The following is a 24085-nucleotide window of genomic DNA, read 5'->3' as shown; positions in this document are numbered from 1 at the left end:
GGTCAGCCGCTCAGCACCAGATCGCCGTCGGGGTAGCAGGTGCAGATGAAGTCCACGAAGGCCCTGACCTTGGGGCTGGCCAGGCGGCGCGAGGTGTGCAGCACCCACAGCGCCACTTCCCTGCCGTCCTGCGCGCCCCAGCGGACGAGTTCGCCGCTGGCGAGCTGCTTCCCCACGATGGACTGAGGCAGCAGGGCCACGCCTGCGCCGGCGAGGACCGCGTCGCGCAGCATCAGCAGCGACGACAGCCGCAGCACGGGCACCGGCTCTATCGTCAGGCGGCCGCCGTCCAGCGCCCAGGTGTCCCCGTCGCGGAAAGCGTAGACGCTGGCCGGCACGCGCACCGGCGCCGGGCCGGCCGGCGGCATCGCAACCGACGGTGCGGCGACCACCACCTGCCGATCCCGGGCGAAACAGCGGCCGACCAGGGCCGTGTCCGCGCGCGGGTTGGGGCGGATGGCGATGTCGAACTGTTCGTCGACGAGGTCCACCAGCCGGTCCTCGGCGACGACCTCGAGGGTGACGTCGGGATGGCGCGCCCGGAACTCGGCCGACAGCCGCCCCATCGCCAGCTGCGCAAACAGCAGGGGGGCGGCGATGCGCAGCCGTCCGCTGACCTTGCCGGTGCCTTCGCGGGCGTCGGCCACGGCGTCGGCCACCTCCTGCAGCGGGCCTTCGGTGCGGCTCAGCAGCAGCTGGCCGGCCTCGGTCAGCTCCAGCCCCTTGGTACCGCGCTCGATGAGGCGCACGCCCAGCTGCTGTTCCAGATCCGCCACGCGCCGGGACAGCGTCGCCTTGGAGCGGTGGCTGGCGCGGCTCGCGCGCCCGAAGCCGCCGTGGGTGGCGACCAGGTTGAAGTCCAGCAGCGCGTTCAGATCCATGTGTTCCAGATGCAAGACGGTGAGTCTTGATTTTGGCGACTGTGTTTACGACGTGCAACGACCTATCTTTCGTTCACCGCAAGCGGATCCCTTCCTCCTCCCTACTTCACCAGAGAGTATTCCCATGAGCATCCTCGTCATCGGTGCCACCGGCACCATCGGTTCCCTCGTCGTCCAAGGCCTGGCCCAGCAAGGCGCCGAAGTCACGGCCCTGGTCCGCCGGCCCGGCGGACGCGCCATGCCGGCCGGCGTGCGCGAAGTCGTCGGCGACCTCGGCCAGGTCGACACCCTGCGCCTGGCCATGGCCGGTGCGCGCACGCTGTTCCTGCTGAATGCGCTGGCGCCCGACGAAGTGACGCAATCGCTGCAGGCCCTCAATGTCGCCCGCGAGGCCGGCATCCAGCGCATCGTCTACCTGTCGGTCATCAACGCGGACCTCTACACGCAAGTGCCCCACTTCACTGGCAAGCACAGCGTCGAACGCATGATCGAGACACTCGACCTGCCCGCCACCATCCTGCGCCCGGCCTATTTCATGCAGAACGACATCGCCATCCAGCCCGTCGTCGAAGGCTATGGCGTCTTTCCCATGCCCATCGGGGCCAAGGGCTGCGCCATGGTGGATGCACGCGACATCGCCGACCTTGCCGTCGCCGAGCTGCTGCGCCGTGACCGGGCGCCGCTGCCGCTGCCCCGGCTGATGCTGGAGGTGGTCGGTCCCGAAGTCATCAACGGCCCCGCGGCAGCGGCCGTCTGGAGCCGGGCGCTGGGCCGCGAGATCCACTATGGCGGCGACGACGTGCAGGCCTTCGAGGCGCAGCTGCTGCAGCAGGGAACGCCCGCTTGGATGGCCTACGACCTGCGCCTGATGATGAGCGGCATCCAGCAGATCGGCCAGCTCGCCGCGCCTGGCGCCGCCCAGCGGCTGGAGCAACTGCTCGGCCGCCCGCTGCGCACCTACCAGGCCTTCGTCGCGGAGCGCGTGCGGGCGAACTGAAGACCGCGCCTAACGCGCCGACAGCCAGGGGCTGGCGGGCATGGGCAGACCGCGCAGCCGGGCGTCCAGGAAGCCAGTGCTCAGGCGCATCGCCTCGCTCAAGTCGGCCTGGGCGGCTTCCGTCGCGCTGCCGCTGCGCGGGCCGCGGGGCGCGCCACCGGCCGGGCCCTGGGGGCCGGGCCGGCCCTGGCCGTCGCCCATGCCGCGTTGCGCGCCTCCCACGGGAGCGCCGCCACCGCGGTGGTGGTCCTGCACATGCCAGCCCTCGGGCGCCAGCGTGCCGGACAGGGCCGCATGCGTCAGCCCGGGCGGGTTGAGCAGCCAGCCGGCGCCGGGCCGCAGCGTGTCGAAGGCGCGGCGGCGTTCGGCCGGCCGCAGGACCAGGCCGAGGGCATCGCCGTCGCTGTCGCTGGTGATCAGCAGGGCCGCCGGCGTGGCGGCGGCCGCCTCCATGGGCGGCGGGCTGATGGCAATGACGGCGCGGGGCAGCCAGTCGCCGCCGTCGCGGCCCAGGTCCAGCGCGGCCTGGGCGCCGATCTCGTAGCCGGCCACGGCGCTGCGCTGCCAGTCCAGCGTCACGCCGGCCACCGGCTGGGCGCGCAGTGCCGCGAGCAGGCGGCGCAGCGCGGCGACGCGGTCGGCCCGCATCGCCTCGCCATAGTGGAGCTGGCCGAGTTCGCGGAATTCGCCGCTGCGGGCCAGGGCCGAGCGCCAGGCGGCGCCGTCTTCTTCCAGCGGCTGCACGGCCAGCACCGCGTAGCCGGCCTGGGCCCAGGCGGCCGCCCAGCGCTGGCCGGCCTCGCTGCCCTGACCGATGCCGGGCAGATAGACCACCACCGGCAGCGGCCCGCCGGCCGCCTGGCTGCGCGTCAGCGTCACGCGCCGGCCCTGCAGCTCGAAGCTGCCCAGTGCCAGGTTCAGCTCCCGCGCGGCCGTCTCGGCCCAGGGCTTGGGCGTCGGCGGCCCGCTGGCGCAGGCGGCGAGCCCGAGGGCGGACAGCAACAGCAGCAGGCGGCGGGTGGGGCGGCGGGAGCTCATGGGCCGCAACGATAGCCGCGCCACGTCGCCGCTTTGTTTCTCACCCTCTCCCCTAGACTTCCGCCCCATGAGTGCAGAAATGATCGCCTTCATCGGCGGCGGCAACATGGCCAGCGCCATCATCGGCGGCCTGCTGCGCGCCGGCATGACGCCCGCGCAGTTCATCGTCGTCGAGCCCCATGCGCCGCAGCGCGAGAAGCTGGTCGGCGAGTTCGGCATCGCGGCCCTGGCCGCCGGCGACGCCGGCCTGGCTGCGGCCGGCACCATCGTCTGGGCCGTCAAGCCCCAGCTCTTCGGCGCCGCGGCCGAGCCCGTCAAGGCCTGGCTGGGCGGGGCCCTGCATCTGTCGGTCATGGCCGGCATCCGCTCCGAATCCATCGTCGCCGCCACCGGCAGCGAGCGCGTCGTGCGCTCCATGCCCAACACGCCGGCCCTGATCGGCCAGGGCATCGCCGGCCTGTACGCGCGGCCCGCCGTGTCGGGCGGGGAGCGCGCCACCATCGAGCGCCTGCTGGCGCCGACGGGCCAGACGCTGTGGGTCGAGCGCGAGGACGACCTCGACGCCGTGACGGCGCTGTCGGGCTCGGGCCCGGCCTATTTCTTCTTCTTCGTCGAGGCCATGATGGCCGCGGCGGTCGACATGGGGCTGACGCCCGAGCAGGGCCGGCGCCTGGCCCTGGCCACCTGCGCCGGCGCGGCCGGACTGGGCCTGGCTTCGGACGAGTCGCCGACGACGCTGCGCGAACGCGTGACGAGCAAGGGCGGCACCACGCATGCGGCCATCACGTCCATGCAGGGCGATGGCGTCGATGCGGCCATTCAGCGGGCCGTGCTGGCCGCGCAGAAACGCGCCGCCGAACTCGGCAAGGAATTCGGCGCCTAAGTGGGTATTGCGACCAGAGACAGCCTGCGCGACTGGCTGCGGGCGCCGGGCTCATTGAGCCGCCGCCTGGCCCGCCTGGGCGAGCGCTTCGAGGTGCAGGTGCTGCGCCAGGGCGTGGCGCCCTTCCGCGCCCTGGAGCGCGCCGCCCTGGGCCTGCCGCCGCGCGGGCTGACGGTGGTGCGCGAGGTCATCCTGCGCGTGGACGGCCAGCCCCTGGTCTGGGCCCGCTCGGCCGTGCACCAGCGCGCCACCACCGGGCCCTGGCGGGCGTTGAAGGGCCTGGGCGCCAAGCCCCTGGCGCATCTGCTCTACGACGACTACCGCATCCATCGCAGCGAACTGCAGCCGCGCCGCCTCTCTCGCCACGGCCACACGCGCCGCCATGCCGGGCGGCAATGGCTGGCCGCCACCGGCGAGCCGCCCTCGCCGCAGATGCTGTGGTCGCGCAACTCCGTGTTCAGCCGCGGGGGGGCCCAGCTGCGGGTCATGGAGCTGTTCGACCCGGCCTTGGCCCGTCAGCGATCCGGGTGAACCCGTACGACCAAGCATTTAGCTGTCGCTGAGCTGACGTGTTGATGATGAAACTGTTTCCATGAAGTCATAAATTCGCGTCGCGCCCATAAACCCCCATAAACTCAGTCCGTATCAGAGGGGCGTTAGTAGACCCGCCGCGCAACGACGCAACAGGCGGGCTGGATGACTGGGGGCAGTTATGAATACGCGTGATGTGGTGATCTTCAGCGGCGAACACTTTGTCGTGCCGCAATGCATTCAAAGAATCGACCATCTGTCGACCCATGGCTGGCAGCTGCGCTACGGCGGCACCAAGCTCTTCTCCGACCACAGCCAGGACGGCAGCGGCGCGCGCCGCGCCCTGGCCATGGCCACCAAGGAACTGCTCAAGCGCATCGCGACGCTGCCGGCGCCGTCCCGCCTGCGCCGCACGCCCAGCCGCAAGAAGCAGAGCGACCTGCCTTCCGGCATCTCCGGCCCCATCGTGCGCCAGCGTGCCGGCAGCCGCGTGCGTGACTGCAGCTTCGCCGTGACCCTGCCGCGCTTCGGCGAGACGCCGCTGGCCCGCAGCGTCTACATCGGCACCGAGAACACCTACACCGTCGAGCGCTACCAGGAGGCGCTGGAGCGCGCCGTCGCCCTGCGCGAGAAGGCCGAGGCCGCCTACCAGCGCGCCGCGACCAAGGAGCGCCGTGCCCAGGCCCAGGTGTTGAAGACCGCGATGAGCGGCCTGCTCGGCAAGGCCTGACGGGTCATCTGAAACCCGATTGAACCGGCGACCGAGGCGCCGGCGGACACAATCGGCGGCCCTGGCTACTGAGCCCTGCCGCCGCCGATGTCCGCTGCCGCTTCCCTGCCCGATCGTTTTCGCGCCCTGCTGAACGCGCTGCGGCCCGCGCCGCAGGCCGTCAATGCGCGCGAGCGCCTGCGCGTCGTGCTCGGGGCCGGCCTCGGCCTGCTGCTGGCCGGCCTGCTCAGCCAGGCGGCGATGGCACCCGGCCTGCCCTGGCTGGTCGCGCCGCTGGGGGCCAGCGCCGTCCTCGTCTTCGGCGTGCCGGCCAGCCCGCTGGCCCAGCCCTGGGCCGTCGTCGGCGGCAACACGCTGTCGGCCCTGGTCGGCATCGCCTGCATGGCCTGGCTGCCGCTGCCGCCGGTTGCTGTCGCGGCGATCGCGGTGGCCCTGGCCATAGGCGCCATGTTCCTGCTGCGCTGCCTGCATCCGCCGGGCGGCGCGGCCAGCCTGCTGATGGTGCTGACGGCCACGCAGGACTGGCATTTCGCGGCTCAGCCGGTGGCGCTGAACTCCCTGCTGCTGGTGCTGGCCGGCATGGCCTACAACACGCTGACCGGGCGCCGCTATCCGCATGCCCAGCATGCCGCGCCGCCTGCGCCGGCCGCGGGCGCCACCGTCGCTCCGCCGCGCTTCGGCGACGCCGAACTCGATGCCGTGCTGGCCCGCTACAACCAGGTGCTGGACGTGCCGCGCGACGACCTCGCCGGCCTGCTGCACGAGGCCGAGCTGCTGAGCTACCGCAAGCGCTTGGGGCGCCTGCGCTGCGTCGACATCATGTCCACGCCCGTCATCACGGTCGAGTTCGGCACGCCGCTGGCCGAGGCCTGGGCCCTGCTGCAGCAGCACCGCATCAAGGCCCTGCCGGTGGTCGACCGCGTGCAGCGCATCGTTGGCATCGTCACGCGGGCCGACTTCATGCGGGCGGCTGAAGGCCAGCAGCGCGAGGGCCTGGCCGGCCGGCTGCAGAGCCTGCTGAAAGCCTCGCCCGCCACGCATTCGACCAAGCCCGAAGTCGTCGGCCAGATCATGAGCCGCCAGGTGCGCGTGGCCAGCGCCGAGCGCGCCATTGCCGAGCTGGTGCCGCTGTTCTCGGCCACCGGCCACCACCACATTCCCATCGTCGGCGAGCAGGCGCGGCTCGTCGGCATCCTCACCCAATCCGACCTTGTGAAAGCCCTCAGCCATGGCCCATGACAACGATGAAAACTTCCGCTGGGGCGTGATCGGCCCCGGCGGCATCGCCAACCGCTTTGCCGGCGCCCTCGCGGCCGTGCCGGGGGCCCGCCTGGCCGCCGTGTTCGCGCGCGATGCCGCCAAGGGCCAGGCCTATGCCGAGCAGTGGAAGCGCGACGGCGAGCCCGCGCGCGTGACGACAACGCTGACAGAGCTGCTGGCCGATCCGTCCATCGATGCCGTCTACATCGCCACGCCCCATTCCAACCACGGGGAGTACATCCGCGCGGCGCTGGAGGCGGGCAAGCCGGTGCTGTGCGAGAAGCCGCTGGTGACGACGCGCGCCGAGGGCCAGGCCCTGGTCGAGCTGGCGCGCGCCAGGGGCGTCTTCCTGATGGAGGCGCTGTGGACGCGCTTCCTGCCGGCGTATGACCTGGCCGGCCGCTGGCTGCGCGACGGCGCCATCGGCGAGTTGCGCGCCATGCAGTCCAGCTTCTGCTTCGCCGCCAACTACGACCCCCTGCACCGCCAGTGGAACCCGGCGCTGGCCGGGGGCGCGCTGTGGGACATCGGCATCTACAACCTGGCCGTGACGCGCTGGGTGCTGCAGCAGACGAATGGCGGTGTCTGCCCCGAGCCGGAATCCATCGCCGTGCACGCCAAGATGGCGCCGACCGGCGTCGACGCGGCCGTCAACGTGACCCTGCATTTCCCCGGCGGCGTGACCTCGCAGTTCCGCTGCGGTTTCGATGCCGCCTCGGTCAATGCCTTCGAGGCCATCGGCTCCAAGGCCGGCCTGCGCTTCCCGCTGGACTTCTGGCAGGCCGAAGCGGTCGAGATGGTCACGCGCAAGGCGCCGGCCGAGCGCGTCGAAACGCCCTTCGCCATCAACGGCTTCGAGGGCGAGATCGCCGAGGCCCAGGCCTGCATCCGCCAGGGCCTGGTGGAGAGCCCGCGCATGCCGCATGCCGAGACCCTGGCCCTGCTGGGCTGGATGGACGCGATCCGGGCCCGCTTCCCCAGCGCCGCCGACCCGGCCTGAGTCCGCGCTGCTGGCCATGGCCCGAGACGACGAGCTTTTTCGCTGGGCCGTGATCGGCCCCGGCGGCATCGCCAACAACTTTGCCGCCGCCCTCGCGGCCGTGCCGGGTGCCCGCCTGCACGCCGTGCTGGCGCGCGATGCGGCCAAGGGTGCGGCCTTTGCCGAGCGATGGCGGCGCGAAGGCGAGGCGCCGGCGCGGGTGACGACGGCGCTGGCGGAGCTGCTGGCCGATCCCGGCATCGACGCCCTCTACATCGCCACACCCCATTCCCACCACGGCGACTACGTCCGCGCCGCGTTGTCGGCGGGCAAGGCCGTGCTGTGCGAGAAGCCGCTGGTGACGACGCGCGCGCAAGGCCAGGCCCTGGTGGATCTCGCGAACGAGAGAGGTGTCTTCCTGATGGAGGCGCTGTGCACGCGCTTCCTGCCCGCCTATGAGCTCGCCGGCCGCTGGCTGCGCGAGGGTGCCATCGGCGAGCTGCGCGCCATGCAGTCCAGCTTCTGCTTCCCCGCCGCCTACGACCCGGGGCACAGGCTGTGGAACCCGGCGCTGGCCGGCGGTGCGCTGTGGGACATCGGCATCTACAACCTCGCCGTGACGCGCTGGGTGCTGCAGCAGATGCATGGCGGCGTCTGCCCCGAGCCCGTCGCGATGGACGTGCAGGCCCGCATGGCGCCGACCGGCGTGGATGCGGCCGTCAGCGTGAGCCTGCACTTCCCCGGCGGCGTCACGTCGCAGTTCCGCTGCGGCTTCGACGCCGCCTCGGCGAATGCCTTCGAGGTGCAGGGCAGTGCGGGCACGCTGCGCTTTCCGCGCGGCTTCTCCTTGGCCGAGGTCGTCGAACTCGACGACCAGCGCGTCGACGCGCCCTTCGTCCTCAACGGCCTGGAAGGCGAGATCGCCGAGGCCCAGGCTTGCATCCGCGCCGGCCTCGTCGAGAGCCCCCGCATGCCGCACGCCGAGACGCTGGCCCTGCTGGGCTGGATGGATGCCATCCGTGCCCGCTTCCCGCGGGCGGCCTAGCGCCCCACCAGCACGCGGTTGCTGCGCGCCGGGTGGCGCTTCAGCGCCATGGCCACGCCGCCTTCGCCCGTGGCCGAGGCTTGCGCGCGCACGCCGGCCGCGGCGCTCGCCAGCACCGGGCAGCTGCCCTTGTCGATATGGCCCAGGGCCGTGGCCAGCATGGCTTCGGCGGGGTCGCCCAGCGCACGCGTGGTGTCGTCGGCCACGCTGCAGCCCTTGACGAAGCGGGTGCCGGCCGTGCCCGCGGCGGTGGGCTCGAAGCCGTCGGCATAGTCGCCGAAGCCCTGCGCGTTGACGCCGGCGAACTCGATGGGGAAATAGCTGAGGCCGCAGTTGTCCCGGGCCGTGAAGCCATAGGGCTTGCCGCAGGTCTTGCCGCCGACCAGCACCACCTCCACGCCGATGCCGCGCAAGCCGTTGATGATGGCCTCGCTGGCCGAACAGGTGCCCGACTGCGCCAGCACATAGATGCGCGCCAGGTTCAGCACCGGCAGCGGCTGCTCCTGGGTGCAGCGGTTGCCGACCAGCAGGCAGGAGGTGTCGAAGAAGGGCGTGACCTCGTTCTCGGCGCTGCGTTTCGCGCTGTACTTCAGCGTCTCGAAGGCCTGGCTGCCGGTGCGCGCGGTGCCGGCGATCATGGTCGCGAGTTCGCTGGCGATGTAGAGATAGCCGCCGCCGTTGTAGCGCAGGTCCAGCACCAGCTCGCGCAGGCCCTGGGCCTGGAAGCCCTGCACCGCGGCGATCAGCTGGCCCTCGGCCGGCGCGATGTGGTCGTTGAACAGCAGATAGCCGGCGCGCTGGCCTTGCGGCGTCGTCACGACGCGGGCGATGGGCACCGGCGTCTTGGTGAGGCTCGCGCTGGTGAGGTTCAGCCTGAGCGTGGCCCCGGCGCGGCTGAAGGTGAACTGGTGGCGCGCGTTGGCGAAGTCGGGAAACAGGGCGGCGTTCAGCGCGTCGACGCCGAAGCGGTCGCCGACGTCGGCGCTGACGCTGTCCACGCTGACCAGCTGGTCGCCGCGTTTCAGGCCGGCCTGGTCGGCGGGGCTGCCGGGCTCGACATAGGCGACCTGGATCTGCCGCGGCGGCAGCGGGCTGGTCAGCTTCCATTCGATGCCGTAGCCGGCCTCGACGGCGTTCTCGGTCAGTGCCCGCCACTGCTCGGTCGGGTAGGTGAAGCTGAAGCGGTCGCGCTTCTGGCCGGTGTCGGTGGTCTGGGGCGTCTTCAGCGCCTCGAAATAGGCATCCATGGCGACATAGGCCGAGGGGTCCACGCTTGGCACCTCGTCGCGCCAGAGATAGGCCTCGTCGACATAGGCGCGCAGCCATTTCTTCTCGGTGTCCAGCGTGGACGTGCGCTGGTTCGCGGCGGCCAGCGAGTTGTTCGCCGCGCATTGCTGGGCGAAGCTGGACGAAGGGCCGGCCGGATCAGGGGAGGTGTGGCTGCTGCCGCTGCCGCCGCTGGTGGACCCGCCCGACGAGCCGGGAGACGTCGGCGTGTCGCCCGCGCGGAAGATCGGCGTGCCTGCCGGGCCGCCACCGCCGCCGCAGCCTGCGAGCAGCAGCGGCAAGAGAACGGCGAGCGCGGCCGCGCCGCGGAACGGAAAAGACATGAACGAACTCCCTGATTGAGCGCAGGCGGTCTCGGCCGCCTCGGGCGCGCAGTCTAGGGCCAGGAAGCCTCAGCGGACGTAGCGCTTCTCGATGCGCGTGATGCTTCCGTCACGCTGCATGCTGGCCAGACCGATGTCCATGGCGGCCAGGGCCGCCGCGCTGCGCGGGCTGTTCTTGGAAAAGCCCATGAAGGTCGGCTCGGGGTTGAAATACTGCAGGGGCTGGCGCTCCAGCCGGCCGGCCAGGCCGAGGTTGTGCACCTCCCACAGCCCGACCAGGGCCGTCACGATGACGGCGTCCGCGCGCTGGCGCTCCACCAGCTGCACCGCGGCGCTGACGTCGCGGGCGTACTCGATCTTGCCGGTCACCTGCTCCAGCACCGGCTTCGGATAGATGTAACCGGCGCCGAGCGCCAGCCGCAGGCCCTTCAGGTCCTGCAGGCGCTCCAGCTTCAGCCCCGAGCCCTGGCGCGTGTAGAAGTGGTAGTTCTTGCCGGCCCGGTAGCTGACGCTCCAGCGCAGGAAGCGGTCGCGCTCGGTGCTGTAGTTGACCGTCGTCGTGAAGTCCGCCAGCCCGCGCTCCAGCATGAAGAGCACGCGCTTCCACGGCACCCATTCCAGCTCGACGCTGCCGCCATAGCCGCCGCGCCGCAGCGCCTCGCGGGCGATCTCGATGTCTATGCCCTCGCCGCTGGCGTGGCCGCGCGGATTCACCAGCGGCGGGTAGAGGGTGTTGGCCAGCACCAGGGTGCCGCCCGTCGCTGCCGAAGCAGCGGTTTCGGGGCGCGCCCAGCCCGGTGCCAGCGCGGCGGCGCCGAGGGCGAGGAGGCGGCGGCGCGTGTCCATGCTCAGCGCAGCGCCAGGTCGACGGCGGTGCCGACAAAGACGGCGAAGCCCAGCCAGTGATTGGCGCGGAAGGCCGTGAAGCAGCCCGCGCGGCTGCGCCGGCGGATCAGCGTCCAGTGCCAGGCGGCCTGGGCCGCGGCCACCGCGATGCCGGCCAGGAACCAGTTGCCCAGGCCCAGGCGCAGGCCCAGGCCGGCCCACATCGCCAGATAGGTGGCGTAGAAGATCATGATGCCGGGCACGTCCCAGCGGCCCAGGGCGATGGCCGAGGAGCGCACGCCGATCTTCAGGTCGTCGTCGCGGTCCACCATGGCGTACTCGGTGTCATAGGCCAGCACCCAGAAAAGGTTGGCCACCAGCAGGGCCCAGGCCGACAGCGGCACGGCGTGCAGATGCCATTCCATGCCGCCCAGGGCCGCGGCGAAGGCCATCGGGATGCCGAAGGAGAAGGCCACGCCCAGCACGGCCTGGGGCATGGCCAGCACGCGCTTGGCGAACGGGTAGGCGATGGCCACGGCCAGGGCCGCGAAGCTCAGCAGGATGGCCGGCGGGTTGGTCGTCAGCACCAGGCCGAAGGACACCAGGGACAGCACGGCGCCCAGCACCAGGGCCTCCTTGACCGACACGGCGCCCGTCGTCACCGGCCTGCCGGCCGTGCGCTGCACATGGCGGTCGAAATCGCGGTCGGCCACGTCGTTGACGCAGCAGCCGGCCGAGCGCATGAGGATGGTGCCGAAGCTGAAGACGGCCAGCAGATGCCAGCCCGGCCAGCCGTCGGCCGCGATCCACAGCGCCGACAGCGTCGGCCACAGCAGCAGCAGCCAGCCGGCGGGGCGGTCCCAGCGGATCAGCTGCAGATAGAGCGCGAGCCGCGAGGGCTGTGATGGGCCTGGGGCGGCGGGAGCGGTGGTGGACATGGGCCGCATTTTCACGCGCCCGGGGCCGGGCGGTTTGCTGCATAGTGCATGCATTGCATGCGGAGGCTTGTGCCATGGGCCTGACAACCCGCGAACTCGTGCTGCTGCACTGGCAGCTCGCCAACGCCCAGGACTGGGATGGCCTGGGCAAATTGCTGCAGCCCGATCTGCTCTACGAGGCGCCGCAGAGCCGCGAGCGCATCCGCAGCGCCCTGGGCTATGTGGACTTCTTCGCCACCTGGCCCCAGCCCTGGCGGGCCGAGGTGCTGCGCTGCATCGCCGACGACAGCAGCGCGATGACGCAGATCAGCTTCATCAGCAGTGCACCGCCGATGATGGGGCTGAGCCTCTTCGACGTGAAGGACGGCCTCATCGCGCGGGTGACCGACTACTGGCCCGATCCCTACGAGCCGGGGCCGCGCATGTCCCGGCATGTGGAGAGGTATTGACACCCATGGCACGCCTGGCCGCAGCACTGTTGCTCCTGGTCTCGCTGGTCTCGCTGGTAGCGCGGGCGGCGCCGGCGCCGCTGCCCAAGGAAGTCCAGACCTTGGTCGACCTTCGCGATGCCTGCGAACACTGGCGCGACCAGCGCGGCGCCGATGCGGAACGCCAGAAGGACATCGACTGGCTGGTCTGCCAGAGCTGCCCCGGTACCGATGCCGAGCTGGCCCGGCTGAAGCAGAAGTACAAGGGCAACACCCGCGTGACGGAAGCCCTGGCCGGCTACGAGGTGCGTGTCGAGCCCGCGGACAAGGCCGCGCAGGCCAGGTTCTGCCAGGCCACGCGCAAGCCGGCCGGCGTGCGCTGACCGCGCCGCCTCCTAAGCCCGCGGCGAAATCCTCGCCCGCCCGAGGTCTTGGCCGGCGCGCCTACAGTCGCCAGCCTTCGCCAGCCCCGACGCCCCATGACCGATCTCAGCCGCTTCCCCATCACCCAGAAATGGCCCGCCGCTCATCCGGAGCGCCTGCAGCTCTATTCCCTGCCCACGCCCAATGGCGTCAAGGTGGCGATTGCGCTGGAAGAGGTCGGCCTGCCCTATGAGCCGCATCTGGTGAAGTTCGACACCAACGACCAGCTCAGCCCCGAGTTCCTGTCGCTGAACCCGAACAACAAGATCCCGGCCATCATCGATCCGAACGGCCCGGGCGGCCGGCCGCTGCCGCTGTTCGAGAGCGGCGCCATCCTGATCTACCTGGCCGACAAGACCGGCCAGCTGCTGCCCGCCGATCCGGCGCGCCGCTACGAGGCCATCCAGTGGCTGATGTTCCAGATGGGCGGCATCGGGCCGATGTTTGGCCAGGTCGGGTTCTTCCACAAGTTCGCCGGCAAGGACTATGAGGACAAGCGCCCGCGCGACCGCTACCTCGCCGAAGCCAGGCGCCTGCTCAAGGTGCTGGACGGCCATCTGCAGGGCAAGGCCTGGATCATGGGCGACGACTACGGCATCGCCGACATCGCCACCTTCCCCTGGGTCAACAACCTGATCGGCTTCTACGGCGCGCGCGACCTGGTCGGCTACGACGACTTCAAGGAGGTCGAGCGCGTGCGAGCCGCGTTCTACGAGCGCCCCGCCGTGCAGCGGGGCATGCACATCCCAACCCGGGGCTGAAGCCTGGGAACCAGGCTTGTGGGCCGAGCGCCGGGCCGCTCCCTGGCCGGCCCGCGTATGGCGATGTGCTTGCGGCTCAATGCCGCGAGCATCGCCGTCCCCTCGGGGGACCGGTCAGACTTGCTCGCGTTCAGCCGAGCAAGGCTGGACGAGGGGCGTCAGATCCCGCGCGCGCTGCAGAGAGTCCGCCACGATGCGCGCCGCTGTCTGCGCCAGGGCCGGCGTGTGGTCGGCCATGACCTGCATGCGCAGCCTCGCGCTGTTCAGCGACACGGCCGGGTACTCGACGAGATTGGCGAGCAGGCCCGCATGGCTCATCTCGCGGCTGGCCACGCGGGCCAGGGCGTCGTGGCCGAGCATGACGGGCACGATGGGCGAGGGATGGCCCAGCACCGTGATGCCCTGCTCGGTCAGCGCGCCGCGCAGGCCGAGGATGGCCCGCATCAGCCGGTCGCGCCGGTCCACGCCTTCCTCCGAGCGCACGATGGCCACGCAGGCACGGATGATGGCCACCTGCACCGGTGACAGCGCATTGGAGAAGGTGTTGGGGGCCGCGTAGAAGCGCAGGTATTCCTTGATCGCGCGGTCATGGCTGGCGACGAAGCCGCCGTTGGACGCGAAGGTCTTGGAGAAGGAGCCCATCACCAGGTCCACCTCGCCCAGCACGCCCTGCAGCTCCAGCTGGCCGCCGCCGCCCGGGCCCATGCAGCCCAGGTCGTGGGCCACGTCCACCATCAGCAGGGCGCCGTGCTCGCGCGCCAGCGACTGCAGGCGGCGGATGTCGGGCGAATCGGCATCCATCGAGAAGCAGCCCTCGGTGACGACGAGGATGCCGTTGTGCGGGTCGCGCTGGCGCACGCGCTTGAGCAGGCGCTCGACATGGTCGACATCCAGGTGGCGGTGCAGATGGATGTTGGGCGTCGCCGCACGCGCGCCCTCGTGCAGGCAGTTGTGGGCCAGCTGGTCGATGATGATGTGGTCCGCCTCGCGCACCAGGCCCTTGATGGCGCCGAAGCCCGCGGCCCAGCCCGTCGGGAACAGCAGCACCTCGGGCATGCGCAGCAGCTCGCCGAGTTCGGCCTCCAGGGCCACGGTCTCCTCGACATTGCCGGCCAGGGCCGTCGAGCCCGCGCTGTGCACGCCGTAGCGCTCCATGGCCACCTGCGCGGCCGCGCAGATCCTGGGATGGCGGGCCAGCGACAGGTACTCCTGCGACGAGAAGTTCAGCCCCGCGTGGCGCTGGCCGTCCAGCAGGGTCAGCTCGGCCGTGGCGCCAGGCCGGCCGCCCAGGCGCTTGGCGTACGGGAAGACGCCGTGCGACACCCGTTTCTGCGCCCAGGCGTGGAAGGCGTGGGCCTTGGCGGTCAGGTCGGTCCCCGGCTGCGTCAGGTAGTCGAAGGACGAGCCGCGCAGCTCGGCGCCGGTGCCCGGTTCTTCCACCTTGGTCGTGTCTTCCACGACCCTTTCCATCAATTCGTCCATTGCGGCCCCCAGAAAAAAGCTTGGTTGTGTTGTGTGGCGGACTGTGCGCACGGTGGCTGTGTTTGCCATCCGCACTTCTGTCGAATCCGCCGCGCGGATCGCCGCTCAGGTGGGAAGCGGCTCGCGCGCGCCGGCCGTCGTCGTTGGCATGGACGTTGTCTTCATTCTTTTCTTCCCCGAGTGCCGCGCGACTCTAGGGAGAAGGTTTTCCCGTGGCCTCATCCATTTGGATGATTCGCGCGCGATGCCCCCCGGAGAGGGGGTAGTTGGCAAGGCCTGGCCCCGCGGCCTTCAATCCTGCGCCAGGAAGCAGGCCGGACTGGCCAGCAGCAGCGAGACCAGATCGGCCTGGCGGCTGGTGCCGGTCTTGTTGAAGACGCTCTTCAGCTGCGTCCTGACGGTGTTGATGGAGGTGCCGCGCTCGGCGGCCAGTTCGTCCAGCGTGCGGCCCGAGCACAGGGCCGCGGCCACCTCGGCCTCGCGCAGGCTGAGGCCGAACAGCTGGCGCGCCGTGTCCGCCGTGATGCTGGGCGTGGCCTCGGGGTCGAAGACGAAGAGCAGGGCCGCGCCCTGGAGCCGCATCGGCACCAGCATCAGCAGGAGCGGCATGCGGCCGCGCCGCGGCAGCGACACGACGGCGTTCGGCGTCGACGCCTGGCCCTCGCTGGCCCGCAGGGCTTTGCCCAGTTCGAGATGGAGCTTGCGCGTGGTCTCGGCATGCCGCGTCACCAGGTGCTCGCGCTCGACCCACAGCGACTGCCGGCCCGCCAGCAGGGCGCCGGCGCTGCGGTTGCTGTGGGCCAGGCGGCCGGACGCATCGAACAGCAGCGTCGGCATGGCCAGCACATCGAGGCTGCCGGCCAGCAGCTGCAGAAGGCCCGGCGTGCCGTCGAAGCTCGCCGGCGCCGGGCCGGTCGAACCGGTATCGATCATCGAAGTGGATCGTTCTTGAGCGGTTTGCCAGGACAGGCCGGTCGCCCGATCGTCAAGAACGGTTCGCCGGCATGCGCCCCCCTGGCGCCCTCCCCCTGGGCGGCCGCATCCTAGGCAGCGCACTGCCGATGCGGAACCCCAGTTCTGATGAAGCACGGCTGCCGGGCAGCATGGCCAGGGACGCTTGGCATACTCGCGGCCCACCGTGCTGCCCCGGAGCGGATTCCCTCATGCGCATCGCAATGCTGCTGGCCGGCCTGGCCCTGACGACCTCCCTCGCCCAAGCCGCCGAGATCCGCCTCGGCTCCCTGTCGCTGGACTGGCCGGCCGGCTACACCGTCAAGTCCATGCAGCCGCCCTTCGAGCTGGCGGGCCCGCGGGGCGCCAAGGTCCTCGTGACGGTGCTGCGCCCGGGGCCGTCGGCGGCGGGCAGCGCCGAGGCGCTGGCCAAGCTCAACGCGACGATCGAGCGCATGCTGTCCGACCAGGCCCAGAAGGCCGGCAAGGTTGTCGTGCCCCTGGCGGCGGAGACGCTCGCCGACGGCACGGTGCTGCGCTCCATCGCCAGCGAGTCATCCGGCATGTTCAAGAGCGGCTATTTCCTGCAGTACGCACTGCTGGCGCGCAGCGGCCCCATCGCCCTCCTCACCTTCGAGGGCAAGGGTGATGCCGTGGCCGAGCATGCCGGCTTGAAGGGCCTGTTCAACAGCGTGAGATGGGAGGCCGGCGAAGGCACGTCCGCGGAGCGGGCCGCCTTCACCGATCGTGTCGCGGCGCTGTTGCGCACCCAGCTCGGCGCCGAGGCCGTCACCATCGCCGAGCCCCTGACGCTGAAGCTGGGCGAGATGCAGGCCAACCTGGACCGGGTCTACGGCTTCTGCCGGTCCAACGCCCAGGGCTGCGACGACGAGCTGCAGCGCTATGTGCAGGCCGTCGTCGACCTGCAGAAGAACGCCGTGGCGCCGGTGACCCGGGAGTCCGTGCGCCTGGCCATCCGGACGAGCGAGTTTGCCGACAGCGTCGGCCGTACCGTGGCCGGCAAGGCCGTGGTGATCCGCCGGCCCCTGGTCGACGGCCTGGTCGCCTTGCCCTTCGTCGATTCGCCGCGCAGCGCGCGCCTGCTCAATGAAGCGGACTGCAAGGACCTGGGCCTGTCGCCAGACCAGGCCTGGGAGCTGGGCCTGGCCAATCTGCGGCAGGCCCTGCAGCCGATGGCCGCCGTGGCCAGGCCGGTCAAGCCGGGCGCCATCGGCAGCATGCAGGGCGATTTCTACGAATCGGGCCGCGTGCTGCTGCATGCCGACTGGGCGCCGCTGGCGAAAGCCCAGCGAGGCGTGCTCATCGTCGCCTTGCCGGCCAAGGATGCGCTGCTCTATGGCGCCGATGATTCGGCCGGCGGTCTGGAAGCGCTGCGGGCGATGGCGCGCGATGTGTCGCGGCGCTCGCCCGGCCAGCTCAGCGATGTGCTGCTGCGCTGGACCGAAGCGGGCTGGCAGCTGGTGCGCTGAGCCGCTCAGTTCAGCGCCGTCACCCGGTCGCCGTCGCGCGGCACGCAGCCCGTCGCCAGCGGCTCTCCGTTCTCGCGCTGCACGACACCCCGAGGGCCGTGGCAGAGCTCGATGCGCCGTGCCGCCGGCCAGCGCTTCAGCGCAAAGGCCTCCAGGCTGTCCGGCAGGCTGGTCTGCACGGCGCTGGCACGCAGTTGCTCGGGGGGCTGGTCGTCGAAATGCAGCCAGGGCATGAAGTGGCCGGCCAGCAGCAGCCAGCCGGGCACCTGCACCGGCTCGGGCGCATAGCCCTCGCGCCGCAGCCAGCCCTGGGCGTCCTCGCGCGTGCGGCTGCCGCCAGTGGCGCCCGCCAACAGCTCGGCGACCCACTGGTTGCAGTTCTGGTACTGCGTGCTGAAGGGGTAGGCGTTGGCGCTGTAGCGGGCATTCAGCAGGCCCAGCGCGACGGGCTTGTCCAGGGCCGCGGCGGCCAGCGGCGCGGCGGCCTCGGGCGGCAGCAGCAGCAGGCTGACATAGCCGACGTCGACGGCGTCGCTGCCGGCGACAAAGCCGGCCAGGCCCTGGTCGAAGAGGCGGGGCTGGCCCTCGGCGCAGGCGTAGTAGAGCTGGCGCACGGCCCAGGGCGTGTCCAGGCCCTGGGCCAGCGCGACGGCGGCGTGCGAGTAGCGCAGGCCGAAGCGCGACAGATCGGTGCCCGAGCGCGCAATCAGTGCGGCCGGGCTGCCGGATTCGGCCAGGGCCTGGCGGATGACGGCCGTGAAGCGCAGCAGCCGGTCCTGCTGCGCGGCCGTGACCTCACGGCCGGGGTCGCAGCCCCTGGGGAGGGCGCCCGCTTGGGCCGCGGCCGCCGTCAGCAGCAGCGCGGCCGCGCAGGCGGTGCGCATCAAGGCTTGACGACGCGTGCGGCCAGCTCGCGATGCCAGGCGTCTTCCAGCACCAGGAAGAAGGCCTGGCCGGTATCGGCATGGGCGAAGGCGACGCCATAGGCCTGGGGCGTGGCCTGGACCTCGTCGCCGACGTTGACGGCGCGTGCGGCCAGGGCCTGCTGGGGCAGGGTCAGCTCGACGGCGGCGGCGCCCTCGCGCTCCAGCTTCAGGCGCAGCTTGCCCGGCGTCTGCGCCTTCGCGACCTCGGTGACGCGGTAGCGGCCTTCGGCGCGATGCTCGCCGCCGCTGCTGCTGTTGGACGAGCCCTTGAAGGATTCCGACACGCTGCCCGAGGCAGACGAGCCGGCCTCGGCGGCGGAGGAGGTGGTGGTGGACGAGGCCAGGGCGGCGTTGGCGGCCAGGGCCAGGCTGGCGAGAAGGACGAGGCGCATCGTGGGCTCGCGAAAGATGAGAAGAGCGCCAACGATAGCGCGGATGCGTCGGCGCCCGGTTACCGCCGGTCGTCGCCGAGCGAGTCGAGGATGGGGCAGTCGGGCCTCTCGTCGCCGTGGCAGCTGTGCACCAGCTGCTGCAGCGTCGCCTTCATGGCCTGCAATTCGGCGAGCTTGGCCTCCAGTTCGGCCAGATGGGTTTGCGCCAGGGCCCGCACCTCGCGGCTGGGGCGCTCGCGGTCCTGCCACAGGCCGAGCAGGGCGCGGATCTGCTCCAGCGAGAAGCCCAGGTCGCGCGAGTGGCGGATGAAGCGCAGCAGGTGCAGCTCGCGCTCGCCATAGACGCGGTAGTCGGCCTCGCTGCGGGCCGGCGGCGGCAGCAGGCCAATGCTTTCGTAGTGCCGGATCATCTTGGCCGAGACGCCCGAGGCGCGGGCCGCTTCGCCGATGTTCATCGCGCCGCCTCCGAGGCCGTACCGCGCCAGCGCTTCAGCGTCAGCGCATTGGCAACGACGCTGACGCTGCTGAAGGCCATGGCCGCGCCGGCGATGACGGGGCTGAGCAGGCCGAAGGCCGCCAGCGGGATGCCGACGACGTTGTAGGCAAAGGCCCAGAACAGGCCCTGGCGAATCTTGGCGTAGGTCCGATGCGAGATGTCGAGGGCATCGGCCACCAGCCGCGTGTCGCCGCGCATCAACGTGACGCCGGCCGCTTCCGTCGCCACATCGGCGCCGCCGGCCATCGCAAAGCCCACCGAGGCCGCGGCCAGCGCGGGCCCGTCGTTCAGGCCATCGCCGACAAAGGCGACGACGGCACCGCTGTCGCGCAGGGCTTGCACTTGGGCGGCCTTGTCGCCGGGCAGCACCTCGGCATGCACCTCGCTGATGCCGAGCTGGCGCGCCACGCCGGCCGCCGCGCCGTGGCTGTCGCCGGTCAGCATGACGGTGCGGATGCCGCGCGACTGGAGTTCAGCGACGGCCGACGCGGCTGTGTCCTTGATGCGATCGCCAAAGGCCAGCAGGCCGAGCAGGCGGCTGCCTTCGATCAGCCAGGAGACGGTGTGGCCCTCGGCCTCCAGGCGCTGCGCCTCGGCATGGACTGCAACGCCCCGCTCCTGCGCCAGGCGGGCGCTGCCCAGCGCCAGCTGGCGGCCTTGCACGAGGCCCTCCACGCCACGGCCCGGCAGGGCGCGCGCCTGCTCGACGGGCAGGATGGGCAGGCCCTGGGCCTCGGCCAGCACGGCGAGGGCCAGCGGGTGGCTGCTGCTGCGCTGCAGGGCGGCGGCGAGCTGCAGCACCTCGTCACGGCCCAGGCCGTCAGCGGGCAGCACGGCGCTCAGCGTGGGCTGGCCGACGGTCAGCGTGCCGGTCTTGTCGAAGGCGACGACCGTCACCGCATGGGCCAGCTCCAGCGCCTCGGCGTCCTTGATGAGGATGCCCTGCCGCGCCGCGACGCCGGTGCCGGCCATCAGCGTCGTCGGCGTGGCCAGGCCGAGGGCGCAGGGGCAGGCGATGACGAGGACGGCCACGGCATTGATGAGGGCCTGTTCGGCGTCGCCGGCATGCAGCCACCAGCCGGCAAAGGTCAGCGCGGCGATGACGAGCACGACGGGCACGAAGATGGCGCTGACGCGGTCGACGATGCGCTGGATGGGGGCCTTGGCGGCCTGGGCCGACTCGACCATGCGGATGATGCGGGCCAGCGCCGTCTCGGCGCCGATGGCCACGGTGCGCACGGTCAGCGCGCCCTCGGCATTGATGGCGCCGCCGGTCACGCGCTGTCCTTCGCTCTTGGCGACGGGCAGGCTCTCGCCGGTGATCAGCGACTCGTCCACATGGCTGCGGCCGCTGACGATCTCGCCGTCGACGGGGATGCGGTCGCCGGGCCGCACGGCGACGAGGTCGCCCATGCGCACCTCGGCCACCGGCACTTCCGTCTCGACCTGAACGTCCCCATTGGCGCGCAGCACCCGCGCCGTGGCCGGCCGCAGCGCATTCAGCGCGCGGATGGCGTCGGTCGTCTGGCGCTTGGCGCGCTGCTCGAGGAACTTGCCGAGCAGCACCAGCGTGATGACGGCGGCGGAGGCTTCGAAATAGAGATGGCCATGGCCGGGATGGCGGGCCAGCAGATAGACCGACAGCCCATAGGCCGCCGACGTGCCGAGGGCGACGAGCAGGTCCATATTGCCGCTGCCGGCGCGCAGGGCGCTCCAGCCGGCGCGATAGAAGCGCGCGCCGAGGATGAACTGCACCGGCGTGGCCAGCAGCAGCTGCAGCCAGCCGGGCAGCATCACGCCCAGCAGCATGGGCAGCATCAGCGGCAGGGTCAGCACGGCGCCGGCCGCGACCGGCCACCAGGCGGGCAGGCCGCCGCTGGCTTCGGGCGCCGGCGGCGCGGCGGCCTCCAGGGCCGTGGCCGGGTAGCCGGCCTTGTCCAGGGCGGCCGTCAGCGCGGCCACCGGCACGTTGGGCAGGGCCTGGACCGAGGCCTTCTCGGTGGCCAGGTTGACGCTGGCCTGCTGCACGCCTGGCACGGCCTGCAGGGCCTTCTCGACGCGGCGCACGCAGGACGCGCAGCTCATGCCGCTGACCTGCAGCGTGACGTCGTTCAGGGCGGTGGGGGTGTTCATCGGGGACCTGTCGGTGGGATGGATGTCGCCATCCTCAGCCTTCCCATGATGGGAAGGTCAACAGTCTCCGCCAAATGCCCCCACCCCGGCATGGGCCGGGACTTACCAGGCCATCTCGCCCTTGTTGACCTTGGCGCCGATGTCCAGCGCGATGCCGAGGCCGGCCTGCGGGTAGGCCTGCTGCATCGTCGCGATCAGGGCGGCGGCATTGGCGGCCTTGGGCAGCTCGGCCTCGAAGCGCTGCAGATAGGTTTGCGTGTAGCGGATGGCGCTGTCGTCCAGGGCCGTGCCGGCGGCCATGTGGCCGGGCACGACGAGGGCGGGCTTGAGCGCCAGCATCTCATTGAGCTGGGCGCCCCAGGCGGCGCGCTCGGCGGGCTTTTGCGTGTCGGCCGTCCACACATGCAGGCCGCCGAAGACGGCGATATTGCCGACGATGGCGCGGCTGGACGGGATCCACAGCCAGGGCCGGTGGGCGAGCGTGCCGGTGCTGCCGCGCACCTCGATGGCCTCGCCGTCGACGGTCAGCGTCTGGCCCGTCATGGCCGTGGGCACGAGGGGCTGGCGCGGCGCATTGGCGCCCATCTTGGGGCCCCAGAACGAGACCTTGCCGGCCAGCTTGGCCTGGATCTTGTCGCGCACGGCCTGCGTGGTCAGCAGCTGGGCGTCGGGGAAGAGGCTCTTCAGCACCTCGGCGCCGAAGTAGTAATCGGGGTCGGCCTGGCTGATGAAGATGGCCTTCAGCGCCTTGCCGCTGTCCAGCACCTGGGCGGCCACGCGCAGGGCGTCGGCGCGGGTGAAGCCGCTGTCGATGACGACGGCCTCGGTCTTGCCGCTGACGACGACGGCATTGACGTGGAAGCTGCCGGCATCGGCGTTGTAGACCTTGATGGCCAGCGGGGTGGCGGGCGCCTGGGCCAAAGCGGCGGAGCTGGCGACGGCGGCCAGGGTGGGCAGCAGCAGGCGGGCGAAACGACGGGGGTGGAAGAAGGACATGGCGGTGTTTCCGGGGAAGGTTGATTCGACCGGGTTCACTGTATTTATCGCGGTTCAGTCGATAAAGTCCGATTCAATCTAATATTTATTGCACAGATCGACGCAATGGACCGCCTGACCGCCACCCGCGTCTTTGTCACCGTCGTCGAGCAGGGCAGCCTGACCCAGACCGCCGACCGGCTGGACATGTCCACCGCCATGGTCAGCCGCTACCTGGCCGCCATGGAGGCCTGGCTGGGCGCCCGCCTGCTGCACCGCACGACAAGGCGCCTCAGCCTGACCGAGGCGGGGCAAGCGGCGCTCGCGTCCTGCCGCCAACTGTTGGACCTGAGCGAAGACGTCGCCCACCAGGCCGGTGCCGCGCGCCGCGAGCCTTCAGGCCGGCTGCGCATCACCTCCTCGCCCTCGTTCGCCGAGGCCCAGCTCACGCCGGCCCTGGTCGACTTCCAGCGCCTGCATCCGCAGGTGAGCTTTGCGTTGACCGTCGCCGACCGCAGCGTGGACCTGGCCGCCGAGGGCATGGACCTGGCTGTGCGCATCACCAACTCGCTGGAGCCCACGCTGATCACGCGGCCGCTCGCCCTGTGCCGCTCGGTGCTGTGCGCGTCGCCGGCCTACCTGGCCGCGCATGGACGGCCCGAGACGCTGGAGGCTCTGGCCGCCCACCGCTGCATGGCCCATGCCTTTGTCAGCGCGGCCCAGTACCGCTTCCACCACGCGGGCCAGGTCGTCGAGCTGCCCATCGCCGAGGTGCTCTCCACCAACGACGCCGCGGTGCTGCGCCGTGCCGTGCTGGCCGGCGGCGGCCTGGCCATCCTGCCGACCTACTTCGTCGCCGACGATCTGCGCGCCGGCCGGCTGGTGGGCCTGCTGCCCGACTACGAGCCCCAGCCGCTGGGCGTGCACGCCGTCTTCCTGTCGCGCCAGCACCAGCCGCTGGCCCTGCGTCTGCTGGTGGATTTTCTGGCCGAGCGTTTTGGCGGCGACACACCGCCATGGGATCGCGTCAGCTGAGCTGCAGGGTTTGGGCCAGATGGCTCCACACCGCCTGCACGCGCTGCAGATGGCGGGTCTCGGGATGGGTCAGCAGCCAGAGATCGGTCTCGGCCTCGTCCAGCGGTTCGGTCAGCCGACGCAGCTCGCGGCGCGGTTCGGCCAGGAAGAGGGGCAGCACGCCCACGCCCAGGCCCAGGGCCACCAGCTCGGCCACGCTCTGCACGCTGCCGGTGCGAAAAGCCGGCTGCAGCGTCGGGAAGTGCTTCTGCCGCCAGCGCACCGAGGGGTGCTCGGGCAGGCCGTCGTCGGGCGCCACCCAGGCCGCGTCGCCGGCTTCGACCTGCTCCCAGTGCTTGATGGCGCTCGCCTTGGCAGCATAGAGGGCCACGCGAATCGGGCCGACACGCCGGCCGATCAGGTGCGAGGGCGGCTTCGCTGTCGCGCGCAGGGCGATGTCGGCGTCGCGCCGCGTCAGGCTGGCCAGCTCGTTGCCGGTGTGCAGATCGAACTGCAGCCGCGGCTGCTCGCGATGAAGCGCTGACAGCGCCGGCGCGAGCAGGCCATGCAGCAGCGTGTCCGTTGTCGTGATGCGCACCGTGCCCGCCGCCTGGCCAGGTTGCGCCTGGGCCGCGGCGCGGGCGGCTTCAAGGGCGGCCTCGACCTGCTCGGCCTGGGACGCCAGTGCTCGTGCGAGCTCCAGGGCCTTGTAGCCCTGGCGGCCGCGATCGAACAGGGCCTGGCCCAGGCCCCGCTCCAGGCGCTGCAGCATGCGGAAGACGGTGGACGCGTTGACGCCCAGACGCTCGCCGGCCGCGGCCAGCGTGCCAGCGCGGTGCAGGGCCAGCACCAGGGCGAGGTCGGCGGGGGCGAGTTCGTATTGCATGGCTGCAATCT

The 24085-nt window shown here is 71.5% G+C and carries 25 protein-coding genes; 12 read left to right on the top strand and 13 right to left on the bottom strand.

Features of this window, described 5'->3' with window-relative positions:
• Positions 1 to 2: 2 nt before the first annotated feature.
• Positions 3 to 881: a LysR family transcriptional regulator gene (locus tag AC07OY_RS11965; RefSeq protein ID WP_495043524.1), complete on the bottom strand. Its 879-nt coding sequence runs from the start codon at positions 879 to 881 to the stop codon at positions 3 to 5.
• A 124-nt stretch (positions 882 to 1005) separates the two neighbouring features.
• On the opposite strand from AC07OY_RS11965, the gene AC07OY_RS11960 reads away from it, so the two are divergent.
• On the top strand, positions 1006 to 1878 hold the full coding sequence (locus AC07OY_RS11960; protein WP_495042798.1) for an NmrA family NAD(P)-binding protein: 873 nt from the start codon (positions 1006 to 1008) through the stop codon (positions 1876 to 1878).
• A 9-nt stretch (positions 1879 to 1887) separates the two neighbouring features.
• Here the strand turns inward: AC07OY_RS11960 and AC07OY_RS11955 are convergent, their stop codons facing one another.
• Positions 1888 to 2916, bottom strand: coding sequence for a hypothetical protein (locus AC07OY_RS11955; protein ID WP_495042797.1), 1029 nt, complete (start codon positions 2914 to 2916; stop codon positions 1888 to 1890).
• 67 nt (positions 2917 to 2983) lie between these two features.
• Between AC07OY_RS11955 and proC the strand changes: the two genes are divergently transcribed.
• The 6 genes from proC (at position 2984) to AC07OY_RS11925 (ending at position 8344) form a co-directional block, all read left to right on the top strand.
• Positions 2984 to 3799: a pyrroline-5-carboxylate reductase gene (gene proC / locus AC07OY_RS11950; protein WP_495042796.1), complete on the top strand. Its 816-nt coding sequence runs from the start codon at positions 2984 to 2986 to the stop codon at positions 3797 to 3799.
• Positions 3800 to 4330 carry a chorismate--pyruvate lyase family protein gene (locus AC07OY_RS11945; protein WP_495042795.1) on the top strand — a complete coding sequence of 177 codons (531 nt, stop codon included), beginning with the start codon at positions 3800 to 3802 and terminating at the stop codon, positions 4328 to 4330.
• 181 nt (positions 4331 to 4511) lie between these two features.
• Entirely contained in the window at positions 4512 to 5060 is a 549-nt protein-coding gene (locus AC07OY_RS11940; protein WP_495042794.1) for a hypothetical protein, read from the top strand.
• Positions 5061 to 5147: 87 nt separating this feature from the next.
• Complete coding sequence (locus AC07OY_RS11935) at positions 5148 to 6299, top strand: HPP family protein (RefSeq protein ID WP_495042793.1); 1152 nt, start codon at positions 5148 to 5150, stop codon at positions 6297 to 6299.
• Complete coding sequence (locus AC07OY_RS11930; RefSeq protein WP_495042792.1) at positions 6289 to 7320, top strand: Gfo/Idh/MocA family protein; 1032 nt, start codon at positions 6289 to 6291, stop codon at positions 7318 to 7320. The genes AC07OY_RS11935 and AC07OY_RS11930 overlap by 11 nt, the downstream gene beginning before the upstream one ends.
• A gap of 16 nt (positions 7321 to 7336) precedes the next feature.
• Positions 7337 to 8344, top strand: coding sequence for a Gfo/Idh/MocA family protein (locus tag AC07OY_RS11925; protein WP_495042791.1), 1008 nt, complete (start codon positions 7337 to 7339; stop codon positions 8342 to 8344).
• Here the strand turns inward: AC07OY_RS11925 and AC07OY_RS11920 are convergent.
• The 3 genes from AC07OY_RS11920 to ubiA all read right to left on the bottom strand — a co-directional run bounded on the left by AC07OY_RS11920 (position 8341) and on the right by ubiA (position 11717).
• Positions 8341 to 9954: a S41 family peptidase gene (locus tag AC07OY_RS11920; protein WP_495042790.1), complete on the bottom strand. Its 1614-nt coding sequence runs from the start codon at positions 9952 to 9954 to the stop codon at positions 8341 to 8343. The two genes, AC07OY_RS11925 and AC07OY_RS11920, sit on opposite strands and share 4 nt — an antisense overlap.
• A 69-nt stretch (positions 9955 to 10023) precedes the next feature.
• Positions 10024 to 10800, bottom strand: coding sequence for a substrate-binding periplasmic protein (locus AC07OY_RS11915; RefSeq protein ID WP_495042789.1), 777 nt, complete (start codon positions 10798 to 10800; stop codon positions 10024 to 10026).
• Between the two features lie 2 nt (positions 10801 to 10802).
• Positions 10803 to 11717, bottom strand: coding sequence for a 4-hydroxybenzoate octaprenyltransferase (ubiA, locus tag AC07OY_RS11910; RefSeq protein ID WP_495042788.1), 915 nt, complete (start codon positions 11715 to 11717; stop codon positions 10803 to 10805).
• A gap of 74 nt (positions 11718 to 11791) precedes the next feature.
• Here ubiA and AC07OY_RS11905 point away from each other — a divergent pair, with 74 nt between their 5' ends.
• From AC07OY_RS11905 to AC07OY_RS11895, 3 genes are all read left to right on the top strand, one after another.
• Positions 11792 to 12166, top strand: a complete 375-nt coding sequence (locus tag AC07OY_RS11905; RefSeq protein WP_495042787.1) for a nuclear transport factor 2 family protein — start codon at positions 11792 to 11794, stop codon at positions 12164 to 12166.
• 5 nt (positions 12167 to 12171) lie between these two features.
• Positions 12172 to 12528 (top strand): hypothetical protein, encoded by a 357-nt coding sequence (locus tag AC07OY_RS11900; protein ID WP_495042786.1) that lies wholly within the window; start codon positions 12172 to 12174, stop codon positions 12526 to 12528.
• Positions 12529 to 12624: 96 nt separating this feature from the next.
• On the top strand, positions 12625 to 13329 hold the full coding sequence (locus tag AC07OY_RS11895) for a glutathione S-transferase N-terminal domain-containing protein (RefSeq protein ID WP_495042785.1): 705 nt from the start codon (positions 12625 to 12627) through the stop codon (positions 13327 to 13329).
• 114 nt (positions 13330 to 13443) lie between these two features.
• Here the strand turns inward: AC07OY_RS11895 and AC07OY_RS11890 are convergent, their stop codons facing one another.
• Both AC07OY_RS11890 and AC07OY_RS11885 read right to left on the bottom strand, forming a co-directional pair.
• Complete coding sequence (locus AC07OY_RS11890; protein ID WP_495042784.1) at positions 13444 to 14811, bottom strand: aminotransferase class I/II-fold pyridoxal phosphate-dependent enzyme; 1368 nt, start codon at positions 14809 to 14811, stop codon at positions 13444 to 13446.
• A 291-nt stretch (positions 14812 to 15102) separates the two neighbouring features.
• A complete protein-coding gene (locus tag AC07OY_RS11885; RefSeq protein ID WP_495042783.1) occupies positions 15103 to 15744 on the bottom strand; it encodes a helix-turn-helix transcriptional regulator in 642 nt (213 codons plus the stop codon).
• A gap of 230 nt (positions 15745 to 15974) precedes the next feature.
• Here AC07OY_RS11885 and AC07OY_RS11880 point away from each other — a divergent pair, with 230 nt between their 5' ends.
• Positions 15975 to 17252 carry a hypothetical protein gene (locus tag AC07OY_RS11880; RefSeq protein WP_495042782.1) on the top strand — a complete coding sequence of 426 codons (1278 nt, stop codon included), beginning with the start codon at positions 15975 to 15977 and terminating at the stop codon, positions 17250 to 17252.
• Between the two features lie 5 nt (positions 17253 to 17257).
• Here the strand turns inward: AC07OY_RS11880 and AC07OY_RS11875 are convergent, their stop codons facing one another.
• The 5 genes from AC07OY_RS11875 to AC07OY_RS11855 all read right to left on the bottom strand — a co-directional run bounded on the left by AC07OY_RS11875 (position 17258) and on the right by AC07OY_RS11855 (position 22195).
• Positions 17258 to 18136: a DUF2145 domain-containing protein gene (locus tag AC07OY_RS11875; protein WP_495042781.1), complete on the bottom strand. Its 879-nt coding sequence runs from the start codon at positions 18134 to 18136 to the stop codon at positions 17258 to 17260.
• Entirely contained in the window at positions 18136 to 18570 is a 435-nt protein-coding gene (locus tag AC07OY_RS11870) for a hypothetical protein (protein WP_495042780.1), read from the bottom strand. The genes AC07OY_RS11875 and AC07OY_RS11870 overlap by 1 nt, the downstream gene beginning before the upstream one ends.
• Positions 18571 to 18629: 59 nt before the next feature.
• Positions 18630 to 19025: a Cu(I)-responsive transcriptional regulator gene (cueR, locus tag AC07OY_RS11865; protein WP_119039637.1), complete on the bottom strand. Its 396-nt coding sequence runs from the start codon at positions 19023 to 19025 to the stop codon at positions 18630 to 18632.
• The gene (locus AC07OY_RS11860; protein WP_495042779.1) at positions 19022 to 21199 is read right to left on the bottom strand and encodes a heavy metal translocating P-type ATPase; all 2178 of its coding nucleotides are present in this window, start codon (positions 21197 to 21199) and stop codon (positions 19022 to 19024) included. Before AC07OY_RS11860 ends, cueR begins: the two co-directional genes overlap by 4 nt.
• Before the next feature lie 102 nt (positions 21200 to 21301).
• Positions 21302 to 22195 (bottom strand): MBL fold metallo-hydrolase, encoded by an 894-nt coding sequence (locus AC07OY_RS11855; RefSeq protein WP_495042778.1) that lies wholly within the window; start codon positions 22193 to 22195, stop codon positions 21302 to 21304.
• Positions 22196 to 22300: 105 nt separating this feature from the next.
• Here AC07OY_RS11855 and AC07OY_RS11850 point away from each other — a divergent pair, with 105 nt between their 5' ends.
• Positions 22301 to 23209 carry a LysR family transcriptional regulator gene (locus AC07OY_RS11850; RefSeq protein WP_495042777.1) on the top strand — a complete coding sequence of 303 codons (909 nt, stop codon included), beginning with the start codon at positions 22301 to 22303 and terminating at the stop codon, positions 23207 to 23209.
• Here the strand turns inward: AC07OY_RS11850 and AC07OY_RS11845 are convergent.
• Entirely contained in the window at positions 23202 to 24074 is an 873-nt protein-coding gene (locus AC07OY_RS11845) for a LysR family transcriptional regulator (RefSeq protein WP_495042776.1), read from the bottom strand. The two genes, AC07OY_RS11850 and AC07OY_RS11845, sit on opposite strands and share 8 nt — an antisense overlap.
• Between the last annotated feature and the right edge of the window lie 11 nt (positions 24075 to 24085).

Source organism: Roseateles sp. GW821-FHT09H10 (assembly GCF_059415865.1).
The sequence above is the reverse complement of the archived record's forward strand: the minus strand, read 5'-3'. Positions and strand labels throughout refer to the sequence as shown.

Excerpts from the sequence above, each read along its gene's own strand:
- AC07OY_RS11965 (WP_495043524.1), bottom strand. The coding sequence starts at position 881 with ATGGATCTGAACGCGCTGCTGGACTTCAACCTGGTCGCCACCCACGGC.
- AC07OY_RS11960 (WP_495042798.1), top strand. The coding sequence starts at position 1,006 with ATGAGCATCCTCGTCATCGGTGCCACCGGCACCATCGGTTCCCTCGTC.
- AC07OY_RS11955 (WP_495042797.1), bottom strand. The coding sequence starts at position 2,916 with ATGAGCTCCCGCCGCCCCACCCGCCGCCTGCTGCTGTTGCTGTCCGCC.
- proC (WP_495042796.1), top strand. The coding sequence starts at position 2,984 with ATGAGTGCAGAAATGATCGCCTTCATCGGCGGCGGCAACATGGCCAGC.
- AC07OY_RS11940 (WP_495042794.1), top strand. The coding sequence starts at position 4,512 with ATGAATACGCGTGATGTGGTGATCTTCAGCGGCGAACACTTTGTCGTG.
- AC07OY_RS11935 (WP_495042793.1), top strand. The coding sequence starts at position 5,148 with ATGTCCGCTGCCGCTTCCCTGCCCGATCGTTTTCGCGCCCTGCTGAAC.
- AC07OY_RS11930 (WP_495042792.1), top strand. The coding sequence starts at position 6,289 with ATGGCCCATGACAACGATGAAAACTTCCGCTGGGGCGTGATCGGCCCC.
- AC07OY_RS11925 (WP_495042791.1), top strand. The coding sequence starts at position 7,337 with ATGGCCCGAGACGACGAGCTTTTTCGCTGGGCCGTGATCGGCCCCGGC.
- AC07OY_RS11920 (WP_495042790.1), bottom strand. The coding sequence starts at position 9,954 with ATGTCTTTTCCGTTCCGCGGCGCGGCCGCGCTCGCCGTTCTCTTGCCG.
- AC07OY_RS11915 (WP_495042789.1), bottom strand. The coding sequence starts at position 10,800 with ATGGACACGCGCCGCCGCCTCCTCGCCCTCGGCGCCGCCGCGCTGGCA.
- ubiA (WP_495042788.1), bottom strand. The coding sequence starts at position 11,717 with ATGTCCACCACCGCTCCCGCCGCCCCAGGCCCATCACAGCCCTCGCGG.
- AC07OY_RS11905 (WP_495042787.1), top strand. The coding sequence starts at position 11,792 with ATGGGCCTGACAACCCGCGAACTCGTGCTGCTGCACTGGCAGCTCGCC.
- AC07OY_RS11900 (WP_495042786.1), top strand. The coding sequence starts at position 12,172 with ATGGCACGCCTGGCCGCAGCACTGTTGCTCCTGGTCTCGCTGGTCTCG.
- AC07OY_RS11895 (WP_495042785.1), top strand. The coding sequence starts at position 12,625 with ATGACCGATCTCAGCCGCTTCCCCATCACCCAGAAATGGCCCGCCGCT.
- AC07OY_RS11890 (WP_495042784.1), bottom strand. The coding sequence starts at position 14,811 with ATGGACGAATTGATGGAAAGGGTCGTGGAAGACACGACCAAGGTGGAA.
- AC07OY_RS11885 (WP_495042783.1), bottom strand. The coding sequence starts at position 15,744 with ATGATCGATACCGGTTCGACCGGCCCGGCGCCGGCGAGCTTCGACGGC.
- AC07OY_RS11880 (WP_495042782.1), top strand. The coding sequence starts at position 15,975 with ATGCGCATCGCAATGCTGCTGGCCGGCCTGGCCCTGACGACCTCCCTC.
- AC07OY_RS11875 (WP_495042781.1), bottom strand. The coding sequence starts at position 18,136 with ATGCGCACCGCCTGCGCGGCCGCGCTGCTGCTGACGGCGGCCGCGGCC.
- AC07OY_RS11870 (WP_495042780.1), bottom strand. The coding sequence starts at position 18,570 with ATGCGCCTCGTCCTTCTCGCCAGCCTGGCCCTGGCCGCCAACGCCGCC.
- cueR (WP_119039637.1), bottom strand. The coding sequence starts at position 19,025 with ATGAACATCGGCGAAGCGGCCCGCGCCTCGGGCGTCTCGGCCAAGATG.
- AC07OY_RS11860 (WP_495042779.1), bottom strand. The coding sequence starts at position 21,199 with ATGAACACCCCCACCGCCCTGAACGACGTCACGCTGCAGGTCAGCGGC.
- AC07OY_RS11855 (WP_495042778.1), bottom strand. The coding sequence starts at position 22,195 with ATGTCCTTCTTCCACCCCCGTCGTTTCGCCCGCCTGCTGCTGCCCACC.
- AC07OY_RS11850 (WP_495042777.1), top strand. The coding sequence starts at position 22,301 with ATGGACCGCCTGACCGCCACCCGCGTCTTTGTCACCGTCGTCGAGCAG.
- AC07OY_RS11845 (WP_495042776.1), bottom strand. The coding sequence starts at position 24,074 with ATGCAATACGAACTCGCCCCCGCCGACCTCGCCCTGGTGCTGGCCCTG.